A 16,121-nucleotide genomic window follows, 5' to 3' on the forward strand; every position below is an offset into this window, starting at 1 on the left:
ACTCCTTAACTTGTTTTGGCGGTATCAACGCCTTGTTTCACCATGATTTTTGGTCCATCTGCGTTCGGCTTCATATCAAAGTCGAAAATCTCAGTCGGTAACCACAGCGTTGCACAAGCGTTAGGGATATCCACAATGCCGCTGATATGCCCTTCCACTGGTGCGGTGCCTAAAATCGAGAGTGCTTGGGCGCCGGTATAGCCAAATTTCTTCATGTACTCAATGGCATTCAAACAAGCTTGACGGTATGCCACATGCACATCTAGGTAATGCTGCTTACCTTGCTCATCGACAGAGATACCTTCAAAAATGATGTAATCGCGATAAGTCGGTGTCAGGACGCTGGGCTGAAAGATTGGGTTTTTAATGCCGTACTTTTTCACGCCGTCTTTGATTAAGCTGACTTTGATATCAAGATAGCCCGCCATCTCAATCGCACCGCAGAACGTAATTTCACCATCGCCTTGTGAGAAGTGCAGGTCACCCATCGAGAGACCGCCATCTTTCACATACACCGGGAAATAAATCTTAGAACCTTTGGTTAAGTTCTTGATATCGCAGTTACCACCGTGGTCACGTGGAGGTACCGTACGCGCGCCTTCTGCTGCTGCTTTTTTCGCATCATCGCCTGTCAATTTACCCATGACTGCAGATTGCGGATTAGGTGGCAATGCCAATGCTGGCACACGGTCTGGATCAGTGGCAATCAATTCCGCTTCGCGAGTATTCCACTTTTCCAACAACTCTTTAGAAGGCAAGCAACCGATTAAACCCGGGTGCATGATGCCCGCAAATTTCACATTCGGCACATGACGTGAGCTAGTGTAAATACCATGGAAATCCCAAATCGATTTGCGTGCTTCCGGATAATGGTCAACTAAAAAGCCGCCGCCATTTTCCTTAGCAAAAATACCGTTAAAGCCCCATTGCGAGTCTTCAAACGTACCCACATCTAAAATATCCACCACCATTAAATCGCCTGGCTCAGCACCTTCTACGCCAATCGGGCCACTTAGATAGTGCACTTGCGTTAAATCTACATCGCGTACGTCATTGGCGCTGTCGTTGTTGCCAATTTGGCCGCCAGTCCAGTCCATACATTCCACACGGAATTCATCGCCTGGCTTTACCATCGCCACCATCGGCAGATCAGGATGCCAGCGATTATGAATCTGGCCATCTTGCTCCCATGGTTTTTTGTCTAAATCTAACTTGACGATTGTTTTCATCCTTCACCCTCCATATTGATCAGTTAAGTTCCAAGAATGGATGTCAATTAAAATTGGAATTGCATTGCAACAGTGATTGCATTGACGCTGCTTGAACCAGTCACTTTGGTGTCTGAGTAAGCGGCTGTAATCGTTGCGTTATATGGCTCAATTACATAGTTAGTACCAATTTCATATTTCTTGGTGGTATCTGCTGTCGCTGCATCTGAATCAAATTTTTGATAGCGTGCAAATGGCATGAATTGGCCCCAGCCCACTTTAGAATTGAACAAATAAGCCACACCTGCTGAGTACGCTTTACCTTGCTCACTTAAGAACACGTCATCAGTGTCATAGTCGTAGTAAGCAGCTTCAGCTGAGAAAGTGCCTGGGCCTACGTCTTTTTTCTCTAAGAGAAAGTCCACGCTGTAAGAGCTGTAGTCACCCACATCAATCGCGCTGACTGCGCCATCGGTTTTTTGTCTACCGGCAATACCAATGGCTAAAATGTCTTTAGCGCCAAAGTAGTTACCTGTACCGTAATAGCCTGGCTCCGCATCCCACAAGTCAAACTGCAAACGACCGGCATACATTAATTTGTCTTTATCACCAGCAGTTTCTGATAACGCGCCTACACCACTGAATCTAAAAATCTTGTCGCCTTCAAACAGACCAAATGAGTAACCGATATGGCTATCCATTGCACTACCCACAATCGCTACACCTTCGTCACGACCAATGGTGCCGCCGTTCCAGCCATAGCGAGAAGCCACATTTGCCCAGTAGCCGCCACCCATTGAGTAGTAAGGGCCTGCCATGTTGGCGCGATCACTTGGGGAGAGGAAACGACCTGCCCAAATGGCAATGTCATCGGTGATTTGTAACTGCACGTTAGCGTCAATCACTTCAGTAGCGCCGCCAGTACCTGAGCTTTCTGTATTCAACATGCCTTTAATGTATTTATTCAGTGAACCTGAAATGTAAATACGCGCACTGTTCATGGAGAAATCGTTAGAGCGGTCATCACCATTAGCTGCACCATCTTCTACAGAGCTATAGCTACCAATGGTGCCAAAACCGATGCTCACGTATTTGTCTTCACCGAATGTAATCGTGCCTGCTGCGTGCGCACTCAGCGCACTTAATGAACATGCCGTTAACATCGCCGAACGTAATACGCTTTTCTTTAAATTCAAATTCATGTCTACTCTCCCATAGAGTCAAAAAAACAGGTTTAGAAAAATTTGGCATGTGCATTTCAACTTCAATGCATTTGTCACGGAGCAAGATTAACGATTGGTAGGAGTGAGTTAAATACGTCATATTGCGTAGTCAGTTTCTGCGCAACTGGCTGTATATTGTGCACATCAAAGATGAATAAAATGGAAGTACTACGTCAATGAATTTCTCAAAAAAATACTTAACAATCATTGTGTTAGCAATTACAGCAAGCGCGTGTGGCGAGGTGTCTTATAAACGCGGCGCATCTGTGAGAGACATTGAATCTGCGCATAAAGCTTGTCGCGGTGTATCTGAGGCAGAGTTCTCAAACTGCTTGCAAAAACAAGGGTGGGAAGTACAAAAATTTGATGATAGTGATCTGTTTGCAGAGACTTCTGTCACAGATAATCGCGGTACACCGCCAGCTAACGCTGACAAATCTGCTTTTGTGGAAGTGCAAGAAAAACCTCATGCAGATGCCAGCAATGCAGATAAAGTAGTGCAAAGCAAAGAAGCGCAAACGGAGCAAATGCAGAAGACAGAAAACACAGTCGCAAGCAATGCTAGCGAAAGCGCATCAACTGCCGCCAACACCCCTGCTGCAGAAACCAAAGTAGAAAAAAAACCAGCAACGGCGCCTGTAGACCCAATGAAGACTTACAAAATTAACTCTTGGTGGAAATTTGGCGGAACGCCGACACAACTCAAAGCCGATCAGACCAGTTGTGTTGCAACGCTTGGCGAAGCGCATCAGCCTGATATGGCAACACAAACTTACACACGCGGCTTGATAGAGTGCTTACATAAGACTGGCTGGAAAGCGTTGAAGGCGATTAAATAAATACAAAAAGGCCCTCTCCGGGCCTTTTTTGAATACTTAAATCTATTTAATTAACTTGCTTGCTCAACCACTTGTGCAGAGAAGCGATAGCCAGAACCGCGTACGGTTTGAATCAAATCTTGGTGGTTAGAAACCATCAGTGCGTTACGTAAGCGACGAATATGTACATCCACGGTTCTATCTTCCACAAACACGCGGTCGCCCCATACTTTATCCAGCAACTGCGTTCTGCTGTGCACGCGTTCTGCGTTGCTCATAAAAAAGTGGAGCAACCTGAACTCTGTTGGGCCCAGCGGAATATTCACGTTATTACCAGTGACGCGGTGGGTGGTTGGATCTAACGACAACCCAGAAATCTCAATCGGATCATCCGTCATTTGTGGCGCACGGCGTCTTAACACCGCTTTAATACGCGCATTCAACTCACGTGGGCTAAACGGTTTAGTCACATAATCATCGGCGCCCACTTCCAAGCCACGTACTTTATCGTACTCATCGCCTCTTGCTGTCAGCATGATGATAGGAATCGCTTTGGTTAGATTGTCCGACTTCAAGCGTCTGGCATATTCAATACCGCTCATGCCAGGCAACATCCAGTCCAATAAAATTAAATCTGGTAATGTTTCTCTCAATAATTGTTGCGCATGTTCTGCGCTGAGCGAGCGTAATGCGTTATACCCCGCTTGTTTGATATTCAGTGCCAGTAGCTCTTGAATCGCTGGCTCGTCTTCTACAACCAATATGTTTGCTGTCATTGCTTAAACCCTATTGTTTTTAAGTATGCTCATTCTATGACCGAAATATGACAAATTCATGACAAATATTAAACGCCCAATTGGCCCAAAATACAAAGGTTAATTGCCAATTCTGCAGATTTGTAACAATATGTTAATGGCATGTTGCTTATCAGAAATAATAAGGGTTGAGGATGTCTGACTTTTTATCAAAAGAACATATTACTGCAGATGCAAGTTTTAATCGTTGGTTGGTGCCCCCAGCCGCATTAGCAGTACATTTATCTATTGGGATGGCCTATGGCTTTAGCGTATTTTGGAAACCGCTGGGTAATGCGTTACTGGATGCCGAAGGCAAACCATTGGCTGCATGTGCGGCAGGCGCTACAAGTTTTGCCGAGAAGCTATCTGGCACCGGCAAAGCCCTATTTGCGACCGATTGCAACTGGACGCAATTTGATTTGGGCTGGATGTACACTTTATTTTTTGTTCTACTTGGCTGTTCTGCTGCCCTGTGGGGCGGCTGGTTAGAGCGCGCAGGTCCAAGAAAAGCAGGCTTAGTGTCAACACTTTGCTGGTGCGGCGGTTTGCTACTTTCAGCTTATGGTGTTTACAGCCACCAACTTTGGCTCATGTGGTTAGGCAGCGGCGTCATTGGTGGCATTGGGCTTGGGCTCGGCTATATTTCACCAGTATCTACCCTGATTAAATGGTTTCCAGATCGCCGTGGCATGGCCACCGGCATGGCCATTATGGGCTTTGGTGGTGGCGCCATGATTGGCTCTCCACTAGCGACTAAATTGATGAGCTATTTTGCCACCCCTACCGCCCCCGGTGTGTGGCAAACATTTGTGGTACTGGCTATTATCTATGCTGTATTCATGACATGCGGTTCGCTAGGTTACCGCGTACCAGCTACTGGCTGGAAACCCGCGAATTGGACACCTCCAGCCCCATCAACCAACACCATGATTGCAACCCGCCATGTGCATCTGGACAAAGCCCATAAGACCCCACAATTTTGGCTATTATGGTTAGTATTGTGCATGAACGTTTCTGCCGGCATTGGCATTATTGGCGCCGCCGCACCCATGCTGCAAGAGACCTTTGGCGGCGCACTGATTGGCCAACATACCGTTGGTTTTGCCGACATTAAGAAAGACGAAGCATTGACTGCAGCGGCAGCCGCTGTAGGCGCTGGCTTTGTTGGCATTATTTCACTCTTCAATATTTTTGGGCGATTTGCGTGGGCCACCTCATCCGATGCCTTAGGCCGCAAACGCACTTACTTTATTTTCTTTATATTGGGTGCACTGATGTACTGCGCCGCGACCTATATGGCAGGTCATAAATCACTGGCGCTATTTGTAGCAGCATTTTGTGTGATTGCCTCTATGTATGGCGGCGGATTTGCGACCATTCCAGCCTACCTTGCAGATATGTTTGGCACGCAGTTTGTGGGCGCCATTCATGGCCGTTTACTCACAGCATGGTCCACAGCTGGTATTGTCGGGCCCGTCATTGTGAATTACATGCATGATATTCGCTTAGAGGCAGGTGTACCATTTGACCAAATTTACGCCCCTATTTTTATGGTGCTAGCAGGGTTATTGGTGGTTGGATTTCTAGCTAATTTCCTAGTCAAACCAGTGGCAGATAAGTATTTTATGACCGATGCAGAACTGGCGGAAGAGCGCAAAATCAGTCATGAAAAATTTGCTCAGACACAAGCCAATATGCAGGCGTACACCGCATCCGTTCCTCAATCTTCGATGGTGGTAAAGTTGGCATGGCTGGCGGTATTGGTACCGATTAGCTATGGCGTTTGGATGACCGTGCAGAAAGCATGGGTGTTATTTAGTTAGGAATAGCAGTCAATCAAGTAGATTCGGTCGAGAATAAGGGTTATTGAGTTAAAATAACGCTTTTAGAAATCGTTAGGATTGAAATTGAACAAAATCGCTCAAGATTTAAACGGCGCAGGTAAAAAAATTGGGATTGTAGTCTCGCGCTTTAACAGCAATGTGTGCGACGCATTGTTAAATGCATGTCACCAAGAACTACTTAAACTTGGCGTAAAACCACAAGATATTAAAATTGCCACCGTGCCGGGCGCACTAGAAACGCCACTGATCTTGCAACACATGGCCTTGAGTGAACAATACGATGCGCTAATTGCACTAGGTGCCATTATTCGTGGCGAGACCTACCACTTTGAAGTCGTGGCCAATGAATCTGCGCGTGGCATTTCAGAAGTGCAGCTCAACACCGGCATTCCAGTGGCCAATGCAGTCTTGACCACAGAAGATGATGCGCAAGCCGAAGCCCGTATGCACATTAAAGGCGCTGAGGCTGCACAAGTAGCCATTGAAATGGCCAATTTGGTACGCGCGCTATGAGTGGCGAGCAACCAGCAAGCAAGCCGGTAAAGAAACCTAAAACCAGCCAAAATCGACGTAAATCACGCGAACTGGTGTTAAAAGCGATTTATCGCGGCATGATGAATGCAGGCGAGCTTAAGCAGATTGCGACCGATGCCAAGGATGACCCGGATTATATTAAAACGGACGAGGCATACTTTAAGCAGTTACTGGCAGGTGTCACAGAGCATGTTGAAAAGCTGGATCAAGAGATCTCAGCGTTTATTGACCGCAAAATTAATGAGCTCAGCCCGGTTGAACATGCCATTTTGCGTATTTCCAGTTATGAGTTGTTTTTTGATGTGAGCATTCCATACCGTGTCGCCATCAACGAAGGTGTTGAGCTAGCTAAATTATACGGTGGGGTAGATGGCCACAAATATATCAATGGCGTGTTGGATAAAGTCGCGGCAGTAGCAAGACCCATGGAATTTAGAAAATAAACTTTATCTCTTTCACGCTTTCATCCTATTGAGTTAGGCGATTTCATGAAATCGAAGAAAAGTGAAGAAAAGCCTGTTAGCGACTGATTGGATAATTGCACTCGGATTATCTCTTCTGTTATTGCTGAGCAGCCATAGCCAGTGGATGCAAGCCATTGAGCGCATGGCTTATGATATTGGCATGCAGTTGTCGCATCGCGAGCCTGGCCATGACATTGCCGTGATTGCGATTGACGACGAGAGCATCCACAACATTGGCCGCTGGCCATGGTCTCGTCAGGTGCATGCCACCCTCATTCAACAGCTCACCTCGGCCAAAGTGATTGGCCACACCGTATTTTTTCTAGAGCCGCAAGTCGATCAAGGCTTAGCTTACATCAATCAGTTGCAAACCAAGCTTCAGCACTCCTCCATAGCCAACAGCACAGATGGCCATGCGCTTAATACCATGTTAGAGGATGCACAACGCGCCCTTAACGCTGATGTGCGATTGGCAGACAGTATTGCGCAGGCCAATAATGTAGTGTTGACGATGCCCTTTAAACTGGGCGTACCTAATGGCAAGCCTGATGGCCCGCTGCCTGATTACATCACACGGCAGGCACTGACCAATGTGGTGGATCGTACCCATGCTATTCAACATCAACTGACGCCGACTTCCGCACTTAAAGCTTACCCGCCGATTGCACCAATCGCATCACAAGCACGTGCCATTGGTCATCTCAACCAAGTGACAGACGTAGATGGCGCTGTGCGCGTTGAGCCGCTGGTATTACAGTATTTTGACCAATATTACCCATCACTCGCTTTGCAAGTTGCAGCGCGCTACTTAAACCTGACCGCACAAGATATTCAAGTGCAACTGGGCCAAGGTGTACAAGTCGGAAAATTAAATATTCAAACCAATAATGCACTGCAGATGCATAGTTTTTTCTACACATCTCCGCTTGCGCAAACGCCCTTCCCAACGGATTCTTTTTACGATGTCTACAGCGGCAAAATCCCGGCGTCTAAATACCAAGGCAAAATTGTATTGATCGGCATGGCGGCTACAGGTGACGGCGGCGATACACAAATTACGCCGATCTCTGCCCATATGCAGCCGATACAAACGTTGGCACATCACATTGCCAGCATTCTGAATGAGGATTTTTTTATCACGCCAACTTGGGCACTGTTTTTGGAATACACTGCATGGCTGAGTATTGGCCTCTATTTAATGTTTCTGTTGACGAGATTGTCTGCCAGTACTGCAGCTGGTGTGAGCTTATGCTTAGGGCTGCTGTTAGTAACGATGCACCTTGTCTTTATGACGCAGTACGGCTGGTGGGTACAGCTGATGATGCCTTGCGTATTGTTACTACTCGGACATGCGCTGCTCATCTCTAAGCAATATTGGTTGACTGAGCGTGGCAAACGCCTCGCCGACGCCGAGTCCTCAGAAAGCAATCGCAATCTGGCGCTGATGCTACAAAGCCAAGGGCAACTCGATATGGCGTTTGATCGTTTTAGAAAATGTCTGCTAGAAGATAACTTGATGGATAGCCTCTATCACTTGGGGCTGGATTTTGAGCGTAAGCGGCAATTCAACAAAGCCACGCAGGTGTTTAGTTACATGGCACAACATAATCCACATTTTAAAGATCTGACGCAGCGTATCGCAACATCACGCCAGCTTTCTGAAACGATTGTGTTGGGTGGCCAATCAGGCTTATATAGTGATTTATCTAGCGCAGACGGTACACTTTCCAAGCCAATGTTAGGCCGCTATCAAATTGAAAAAGAGCTAGGCAAAGGTGCGATGGGTACCGTGTATTTGGGGGTTGACCCTAAAATTGGCCGTCAGGTTGCCATTAAAACCTTGGCGTTATCGCAAGCCTTTGAAGCCAGTGAACTGGAAGCCGTCAAAGCACGTTTTTTTAGAGAAGCAGAGACCGCCGGCAAACTGAATCATCCTAATATTGTCACCATTTATGATGCCGGCGAGGAACATGATTTAGCCTATATCGCCATGGAACTACTCAAAGGACACGATCTCAATCCATATACCAAATTGGGACAACTCCTGCCGCTGGATACTGTGCTAAATATTATGATCAAAGTAGCGGGTGCGCTGGATTATGCCCATCAACAACATGTGATTCATCGCGATGTCAAACCCGCCAATATCATGTACGAGCCGGACACCCAATCAGTCAAAGTGACCGATTTTGGCATTGCCAGAATTACTGACACATCTAAAACCAAAACAGGTATGGTGCTAGGCACGCCCAATTTCATGTCTCCGGAGCAATTGTCCGGCAAAAAACTAGATGGGCGCTCTGATTTGTTTTCACTAGGCACAACGATGTACCAGTTAACCACAGGAGAGTTGCCATTTGAGGGAGACTCGATGGCCAATTTAATGTATAACATTAGCCAAGCAACACCCAAAACAGCGATTGAAATTAACCCGGATATTCCGCTAGCAATCTCAAATATCATTCAAAAACTATTGGAAAAAGATGTTCAAGCCCGTTATCAAAATGGCCAAGCGCTCGCCGCCGATTTGCATAGTTGTCTGCAGTCATTAGCACGATGAGTGATCTGGAGTTCGCCTTACGCGTTGCGCGCCTTACCGACCGGGGCCTGCTGCGTTCTCGCAACGAGGATGCCATTGCCAGCGATGCCAGTATAGGCTTTGCACTTTTGGCTGACGGCATGGGTGGTTATAACGCGGGCGATGTCGCCAGCCAAATGGCGGCACTGAGTATTACTGCGGAATGTACAACCCAGTTTAACCAAGCACGACAAGCCAACCAGCCTGTGACTACACACATGGCTAGCAGATGGATGGCTGATGCAGTGGCCGCTGCCAACAGCGCCATTTTAGAGGTGTCGAATACACAAGCCCAATGCGCAGGCATGGGAACCACGCTGGTGGTGACTATGTTCGTCGATAACCAAGTAGTGATTGGCCACATTGGCGATTCCAGAGCGTATGTTTTACGTAACGCTCAATTATCACAACTCACCAACGATCACTCATTGTTACAAGAACAAATCGATGCCGGCCTACTCACTACCGAGCAAGCCAAATATGCCACTTATAAGAACTTTGTCACCAAAGCTTTGGGCGTCGATCCGGTGGCCGATTTGGAGATCAATACTCACACAGTACAAGTCGGCGACTTATATTTATTATGCTCGGATGGGCTCACCGACATGGTAGAAGACCATGAAATCGAGTCTATTCTCATCGAGCACAATGACGATCTGGAAGCCATCGTGCACCTGTTAATCAGAAAAGCCAATCAACGGGGTGGTAAAGATAATATTTCTGTGATATTAATAAGCGTGATTGATGATTACTCATTAAATAAAGCAAATTGGCTGCAATCACTCTATAAAAAAGTCACACATAATAAGGGTTAGGGGTATGTCAAAGTTAGTCTGTACATTGGATGACCGCGTGATCAATGAATATCCATTGACCAAGGAACGTATTTCTATTGGCAGAAGACAGAACAATGACATTGTGATTGATAACTTGGCCGTCAGTGGCTTGCACGCTGCAATTGTCACCATTGGTAAAGACTCTTTTCTGGAAGACGCCAACAGCACCAACGGCACGTTTGTCAACTTAAAGCCGGTCAGAAAACATGTACTGGTAGATGGCGATGTCATCGAAATCGGTCGGCACCAATTTAAATACGTACGCGGCAACAGCCAAGTATCCATCAGCAAATCGGCTACCCCGGTAAAAGAACAACATGGGAAAGAAGAACATGCAGGCTCTACCCCACTAGAGAAATCACCCCATACCCAGCCACCTTCACTTAAGTCGCTGATTCAAATGTCCAGACCGATGAAAAGTGAAGAAGAGTCGCTCTCTGAAACCACACCATCGCCTATTGAAGCGGTCAGCCTGCCCATTGGGAAGCTACGCATTTTAAATGGATCTAACGGTGGCAAAACCTTAACATTGAATAAAACGCTGACCACCTTAGGCAAACCCGGCATACAAGTGATTGTCATCACCAAGCGTACAAATGGCTACTTTTTGAGCCAAGTAGAGGGCCATGAGCATCCAAGCATCAATGGTAACCCACTACATACACTCTCGTATGGATTGAAAAATAACGATTTACTAGAGATTTCCGGCATTCAAATGGAATTTACATTTGCTTAAATGCTCACTGGGTAACCGCACCGCATCTAGTCACCATGTCATTTGATCAGTCTCTCGATCAGCTTGAGCGCTTAAATGCGATTGGCATTGCATTATCTTCCGAGCAAAACACCAACCGATTACTGGAAATGATTTTACTCGGCGCGCAAGCGCTGACGCATGCCGATGGCGGGACTCTTTACACCATCACGGAACACCAAAGTTTAAAGTTCGAGATTTTACGCAATGCGACCCTCAACATTGCACTGGGCGGTACCACTGGTCAGCCCATTCAGTTTCCTCCGATTCAGCTGTACCTTGGCGACGGTGCGCCCAATTTAAATATGGTAGCGGCTTACTGCGCAATCCAACAAACCACGATTAATATCGAAGACGCTTACGCCACACAACAAGGCTTTGACTTTTCGGGTACGCGCGCATTTGATGAGCGCACGGGCTACCATTCACAATCGTTTCTCACTGTGCCCATGCGCAACCATGAGAATGAGGTGATTGGGGTGCTACAGCTCATCAACGCAAAAGATCCTATCTCACAAGCCATCATCCCATTTTCAGCTTCACACCAACGCTTGGTGGAATCACTGGCATCACAAGCAGCTATCGCATTGTCTAACCACCATTTAATTGATGGGCTCAAACGTTTATTTGAGTCTTTTATTAAACTGATTGCCGATGCCATTGATGAGAAATCTCCTTATACCGGCGGCCACTGCCAACGTGTCCCAGAATTAACCATGATGCTGGCTGATGCAGCCATCAAAACCCAGCAAGGCGCGTTTCAAAGTTTTAACATGAGTGAGCAAGAGCTATACGAGCTCAAAATTGCGGCATGGTTACATGATTGTGGCAAAGTCACCACGCCTGAATCCATCATGGATAAAGCAACCAAACTGGAAACTATTTTCGATCGCATCCATTTGGTGGATGACCGCTTTGAGTTGTTGAAATCTCAACGTGAAGCCACGCACCTGCACAAAGTGATCGAAGCGCAGGCCAAAGGCAAAACCATTAGCCCCAAGCACCTTGCACATGAAATCAATGTCATCAAAAAGCAACTGGACGACGATAAAAATTTTATTCGCAAGGTCAATTATGGCAGCGAGTCTATGAGCCAAGCGGATCAGGCACGCGTACGCGAAATTGGCAATTATCAGTATCGCAATGAAGCGGGGCAATCGGTGAAGTTTTTAACCGACGATGAAGTCTACAATCTGACGATTCCCAAGGGCACACTGACGCCGGAAGAACGCCAAATTATCAATAATCATATTGTGGTGACCATCAATATGCTGGAGTCTTTGCCCTACCCCAAGGGTTTGCGCCGGGTGCCAGAATATGCGGGGGGCCACCATGAGCGTATGGATGGCACCGGGTACCCTAAAGGCTTAACGCGAGAGCAAATGTCTATCCCAGCCAGAATCATGGGCGTTGCGGATATTTTTGAGGCACTTACCTCAAAAGACAGGCCCTACAAAAAAGCAAAGACACTGTCTGAAACCTTAAACATTTTGGGCAATATGAAACTCAACCACCACGTTGACCCTGATGTATTTGATTTATTTATTCGCGAAAAAATTTACCTGCAGTACGCAGAAAGATTTTTGGATCCAGCGCAAATTGATGTGATTGATGAAAGCAACATCGCAGGATATCAGCCTTAACAGAATGCTGATTGAAATTTAACTAGGTGTTTAAAAATGCTTTTGCTGTACTCATAATCGTCGGCACTTGTTGCAGGTCTACATGATGGAATACTGGGCCACCAGGAATGAAGCGCAAATTAGGCCCAAGTTCGCACTCACCTAAGCATTGAATTTCTTCGACCTTTAACGGCAATCCATCTTTAGCCACCACCTCGAGCAGTGTTTGCTTGATTGCATTTGCCCCGCGCGCACCACAAGAAGGCTGATTGGGATTCCCCCGGTGGTGAGTACAAATTAAAATGCATTTCATATCAAGCGCCCATAATCAATTAGATTAAGTTGGGATAGTCTCTGCAACAAGATGGCCGCGATTGTCCATTTTCAAATAACTGCCTTGCTCATACCAATCGCCCAATACCCAGCGCTCACAAGCATGCCCGTCTACATTGAATGCGTGACGATTTGGCCGGTGGGTATGACCATGAATCAATACTGGTGGAAAATCATGCTCGCGCACTAACTGTGCAACTGCATCCGCATTCACATCCATAATCATGGACTCTTTTTGAGACTTCTCCACCTCACTGCGCGCCCTAGCCTGCGCAATAAATGCTTTTCGCTCTGCCAATGATTGACTTAGAAACGTGGATTGCCAAGCCGGATGGCGTACCTGCTCACGAAACGCAATGTAGCTTACATCATCCGTGCACAATGCATCTCCGTGCGTGAGCAATATGCGCTGGCCATGCATCACTGTTAGTAATGGATCCGCAATTAGCTGAACACCCGTTGCCTGAGAAAACGCCTCTCGGATTAAAAAATCACGGTTCCCATGCATTAAATACACTTGGGTGTTTTGCTGAGTAAGTTGATGTAATGCATGTAAAATCGGGCGGTGAAAATCATCCTGCATGGCATCATCACCTGCCCAATATTCAAAAAAATCACCCAAGATATAGAGTGCGTCAGCTTGAGCAGCCACCTCGGCTAACCATACAAGAAAAACCGAGGTGATATTTGGTCGTGACTCACATAAATGTAAGTCAGAAATAAAAAGGGTATCGCCCTGCATTCAAGGGTTTAGCTCACTGTAGCTTGTAAAATAACCACTGGCTCCACTGGCACGTCTTGATGACCTGCACGGCTAGTGGTTGGCACCGCTTTGATTTTATCAATCACGTCCATGCCTTCTACCACCTTGCCAAATACACAGTAGCCCCAGCCACTTGGCGTAGGTGCTGTATGATTCAAAAAATCATTATCACCCACATTGATAAAGAATTGGCTACTGGCTGAATCTGGTACAGAAGTACGTGCCATCGCAATGGTGTACTGGTCATTGGTTAATCCGTTATCCGCTTCATTTTTAATCTGTGCATCGGTTGGTTTTTGTTTCATGTTGGCATCAAAGCCACCACCTTGAATCATAAACCCGTTAATCACACGGTGAAAAATCACCCCTTCATAAAAGCCTTTTTCAACATAACTTAAAAAGTTGGCTACTGTAATTGGTGCTTTTTCTGCGTTTAATTCAATGGTGATATCACCAAAGTTGGTGGAGAGTTTGACCACAATATTTCCTTTAATAGATGATAGATAAATTATTTTGCTGCGACAGGTGACTTCACTTTGGCTTGTTTAATCACAATGGCTTTAATAGGTACGTCAGAGAATCCACGGTTATTGCCTGTAGGTACAATGCCGATTTTATGGACGACATCCATGCCGCTCACCACCTTGCCAAACACACAGTAACCAATGTAATCAGGCTCTGGGCTGGTGTAGTTAAGAAACTGGTTGTCTGCCAAGTTAACGAAGAATTGCGCTGTCGCTGAGTTTGGGTCTGAGGTTCTTGCCATTGCAATCGTGCCAGTTTGATTCAGCAAGCCGTTATCAGATTCATTGGCGATTGGCGCACGCGTTGGCTTCTCGGTTAAATCACGCTCAAAACCACCACCTTGAATCATAAACCGGCTAATCACACGGTGAAAAATCGTATTGTTATAAAAACCATCATTCACGTAACGTAAAAAATTCTCTACTGTTTTCGGCGCTTTATCCGGGTACACTTCCACCACAAAATTACCCGCAGACGTCTCAAACTCGACTTGTGTGGCGGCTGTAGCACTCGACATTAGGCCCAAGAACAACGTCATTGAAATGATGAATTGATTGATGTATTTCATTACACAGCACCTTCGTAAATAATTTTCCATTGGTTATTTTCATGTACCCAATACTGGCGTTTTTTCATGCGATTTTGTAACGACGCACTTTTAAAGTCCTGCTCAAAATTCACAACAACCATCGGCTGCTGCGCATTGGGATAGCTAAATATGCTCACGTTTTCAATACCTACCGAGACACGCGGCTTTTTAGCCTGTATCAAACGTTTGTAATTTGCCCATTGATTAAAATCACCATCACTATAAAAAAAGTGTGATGAATAATGTGCTAAATAGGCTTCCGAGTCCTGAGACTCCCAATCTTTACGCCAAGCTTCAATAGAGGTTTTTAGCGCTTGCTTTTGCGCCACCTGCACCTCGCTAGATGCTTCGGCCAACCATTCCACGCCGTTGGCAATAATTACCGGCGTATTGCCACGGTTTAGAATAGGATGTAGCGATTTGATATCCGGATTGGATAACACTACGCAACCATCACTCGCACGGGGTGGACGGCTATAGGTATCTGTTGGTGTACCGTGCAACCAAATGCCAGAACCGTTTCTCTTTTCATTGACATCGATTTCATTCGGATAATTCAGTGGATAAGCACCCTCACCATACATATCCGGCAGAGGCCCACTTAGTTTAGAAGAGGCAAAATATACGCCAAGCGGTGTGCGCTTATCCCCCTGCAATTTCTTATCAATGCCATTTTTACCAATGGTCACGTAATAGTCAGCAATATACTTTAGCTGCCCGTCTTCTTGCTTGGCATACAGAAATAATCTAGATTTTGAGGTATCGACAACCACCGCATAACGCTGGGAGGAATCTAACTGAATCAATAAGTTAGGTTGTAAATGGTCTTTATTTTTTTCTAAATAACTCTCTAAACGCTTTTCCGCCTCTTCTTTTAAATCTTCGATCTGGCGCGGATCGCGTACGGAGGTATCTCCAAATGCGCTCAGCATACGCGCTCTAGAGGCGAGCAAATCTCCACGAATAAGATAAGCCAGTTTGAAGTTGGGAGTATTCTGAATCAGTTGATTCACAGTGTTTAAAGCATCGCCAGTTTTGCCTTGTTTAATTTCAAACAAAGTCTTAGCCAGCATGCTCTCAATGATATTGGTACTGTATTTTTGCGCAAGAAAGCGAGAAGCAATGCCTTCTTGATTCACAGCAGTCGCATTCCATGGCAATACCGCGCCAAGCAATAGAATAACGACTGATAAATGTTTAATACGTACCATGGGTATAATTATACCCTCCAAA

16 protein-coding genes are annotated in these 16,121 nt (G+C 46.0%); 8 read left to right on the plus strand and 8 right to left on the minus strand.

Annotated features, from left to right (window positions below; translation table 11 throughout):
- Positions 1–5: 5 nt before the first annotated feature.
- On the minus strand, positions 6–1,229 hold the full coding sequence (gene fmdA, locus A3Q3_RS0106010; protein ID WP_020182673.1) for a formamidase: 1,224 nt from the start codon (positions 1,227–1,229) through the stop codon (positions 6–8).
- A gap of 47 nt (positions 1,230–1,276) precedes the next feature.
- On the minus strand, positions 1,277–2,410 hold the full coding sequence (locus A3Q3_RS0106015) for a hypothetical protein (RefSeq protein WP_020182674.1): 1,134 nt from the start codon (positions 2,408–2,410) through the stop codon (positions 1,277–1,279).
- Between the two features lie 197 nt (positions 2,411–2,607).
- Between A3Q3_RS0106015 and A3Q3_RS0106020 the strand changes: the two genes are divergently transcribed.
- A complete protein-coding gene (locus tag A3Q3_RS0106020; RefSeq protein WP_020182675.1) occupies positions 2,608–3,270 on the plus strand; it encodes a hypothetical protein in 663 nt (220 codons plus the stop codon).
- A gap of 50 nt (positions 3,271–3,320) precedes the next feature.
- On the opposite strand, the gene phoB is transcribed toward A3Q3_RS0106020, so the two are convergent.
- Positions 3,321–4,025 carry a phosphate regulon transcriptional regulator PhoB gene (gene phoB, locus A3Q3_RS0106025; RefSeq protein WP_020182676.1) on the minus strand — a complete coding sequence of 235 codons (705 nt, stop codon included), beginning with the start codon at positions 4,023–4,025 and terminating at the stop codon, positions 3,321–3,323.
- Positions 4,026–4,198: 173 nt separating this feature from the next.
- Between phoB and A3Q3_RS0106030 the strand changes: the two genes are divergently transcribed.
- From A3Q3_RS0106030 to A3Q3_RS0106060, 7 genes are all read left to right on the plus strand, one after another.
- A complete protein-coding gene (locus A3Q3_RS0106030) occupies positions 4,199–5,869 on the plus strand; it encodes an OFA family MFS transporter (protein WP_020182677.1) in 1,671 nt (556 codons plus the stop codon).
- A gap of 84 nt (positions 5,870–5,953) precedes the next feature.
- Positions 5,954–6,403 carry a 6,7-dimethyl-8-ribityllumazine synthase gene (ribH, locus tag A3Q3_RS0106035; protein ID WP_020182678.1) on the plus strand — a complete coding sequence of 150 codons (450 nt, stop codon included), beginning with the start codon at positions 5,954–5,956 and terminating at the stop codon, positions 6,401–6,403.
- Complete coding sequence (gene nusB, locus A3Q3_RS0106040; protein ID WP_020182679.1) at positions 6,400–6,867, plus strand: transcription antitermination factor NusB; 468 nt, start codon at positions 6,400–6,402, stop codon at positions 6,865–6,867. Before ribH ends, nusB begins: the two co-directional genes overlap by 4 nt.
- Before the next feature lie 61 nt (positions 6,868–6,928).
- Positions 6,929–9,448, plus strand: coding sequence for a serine/threonine-protein kinase (locus A3Q3_RS0106045; protein WP_026361784.1), 2,520 nt, complete (start codon positions 6,929–6,931; stop codon positions 9,446–9,448).
- Complete coding sequence (locus tag A3Q3_RS0106050; protein WP_020182681.1) at positions 9,445–10,281, plus strand: Stp1/IreP family PP2C-type Ser/Thr phosphatase; 837 nt, start codon at positions 9,445–9,447, stop codon at positions 10,279–10,281. The genes A3Q3_RS0106045 and A3Q3_RS0106050 overlap by 4 nt, the downstream gene beginning before the upstream one ends.
- 4 nt (positions 10,282–10,285) lie before the next feature.
- Positions 10,286–11,038: an FHA domain-containing protein gene (locus tag A3Q3_RS0106055; protein WP_020182682.1), complete on the plus strand. Its 753-nt coding sequence runs from the start codon at positions 10,286–10,288 to the stop codon at positions 11,036–11,038.
- A gap of 35 nt (positions 11,039–11,073) precedes the next feature.
- Positions 11,074–12,699, plus strand: a complete 1,626-nt coding sequence (locus A3Q3_RS0106060; RefSeq protein WP_020182683.1) for an HD family phosphohydrolase — start codon at positions 11,074–11,076, stop codon at positions 12,697–12,699.
- A 22-nt stretch (positions 12,700–12,721) separates the two neighbouring features.
- On the opposite strand, the gene A3Q3_RS0106065 is transcribed toward A3Q3_RS0106060, so the two are convergent.
- From A3Q3_RS0106065 to A3Q3_RS0106085, 5 genes are read right to left on the minus strand one after another with little or no spacing between them, the layout of a single operon-like run.
- Complete coding sequence (locus A3Q3_RS0106065; protein ID WP_020182684.1) at positions 12,722–12,991, minus strand: (2Fe-2S) ferredoxin domain-containing protein; 270 nt, start codon at positions 12,989–12,991, stop codon at positions 12,722–12,724.
- A 24-nt stretch (positions 12,992–13,015) separates the two neighbouring features.
- Positions 13,016–13,753 carry a UDP-2,3-diacylglucosamine diphosphatase gene (locus A3Q3_RS0106070; RefSeq protein ID WP_020182685.1) on the minus strand — a complete coding sequence of 246 codons (738 nt, stop codon included), beginning with the start codon at positions 13,751–13,753 and terminating at the stop codon, positions 13,016–13,018.
- Between the two features lie 8 nt (positions 13,754–13,761).
- Positions 13,762–14,253: a peptidylprolyl isomerase gene (locus tag A3Q3_RS0106075; protein WP_020182686.1), complete on the minus strand. Its 492-nt coding sequence runs from the start codon at positions 14,251–14,253 to the stop codon at positions 13,762–13,764.
- A gap of 29 nt (positions 14,254–14,282) precedes the next feature.
- On the minus strand, positions 14,283–14,867 hold the full coding sequence (locus A3Q3_RS0106080) for a peptidylprolyl isomerase (RefSeq protein ID WP_020182687.1): 585 nt from the start codon (positions 14,865–14,867) through the stop codon (positions 14,283–14,285).
- Positions 14,867–16,099, minus strand: coding sequence for a murein L,D-transpeptidase family protein (locus A3Q3_RS0106085; protein WP_020182688.1), 1,233 nt, complete (start codon positions 16,097–16,099; stop codon positions 14,867–14,869). Before A3Q3_RS0106085 ends, A3Q3_RS0106080 begins: the two co-directional genes overlap by 1 nt.
- Between the last annotated feature and the right edge of the window lie 22 nt (positions 16,100–16,121).

Source organism: Methylotenera sp. 1P/1, from assembly GCF_000384355.1.
Lineage (GTDB): Bacteria > Pseudomonadota > Gammaproteobacteria > Burkholderiales > Methylophilaceae > Methylophilus.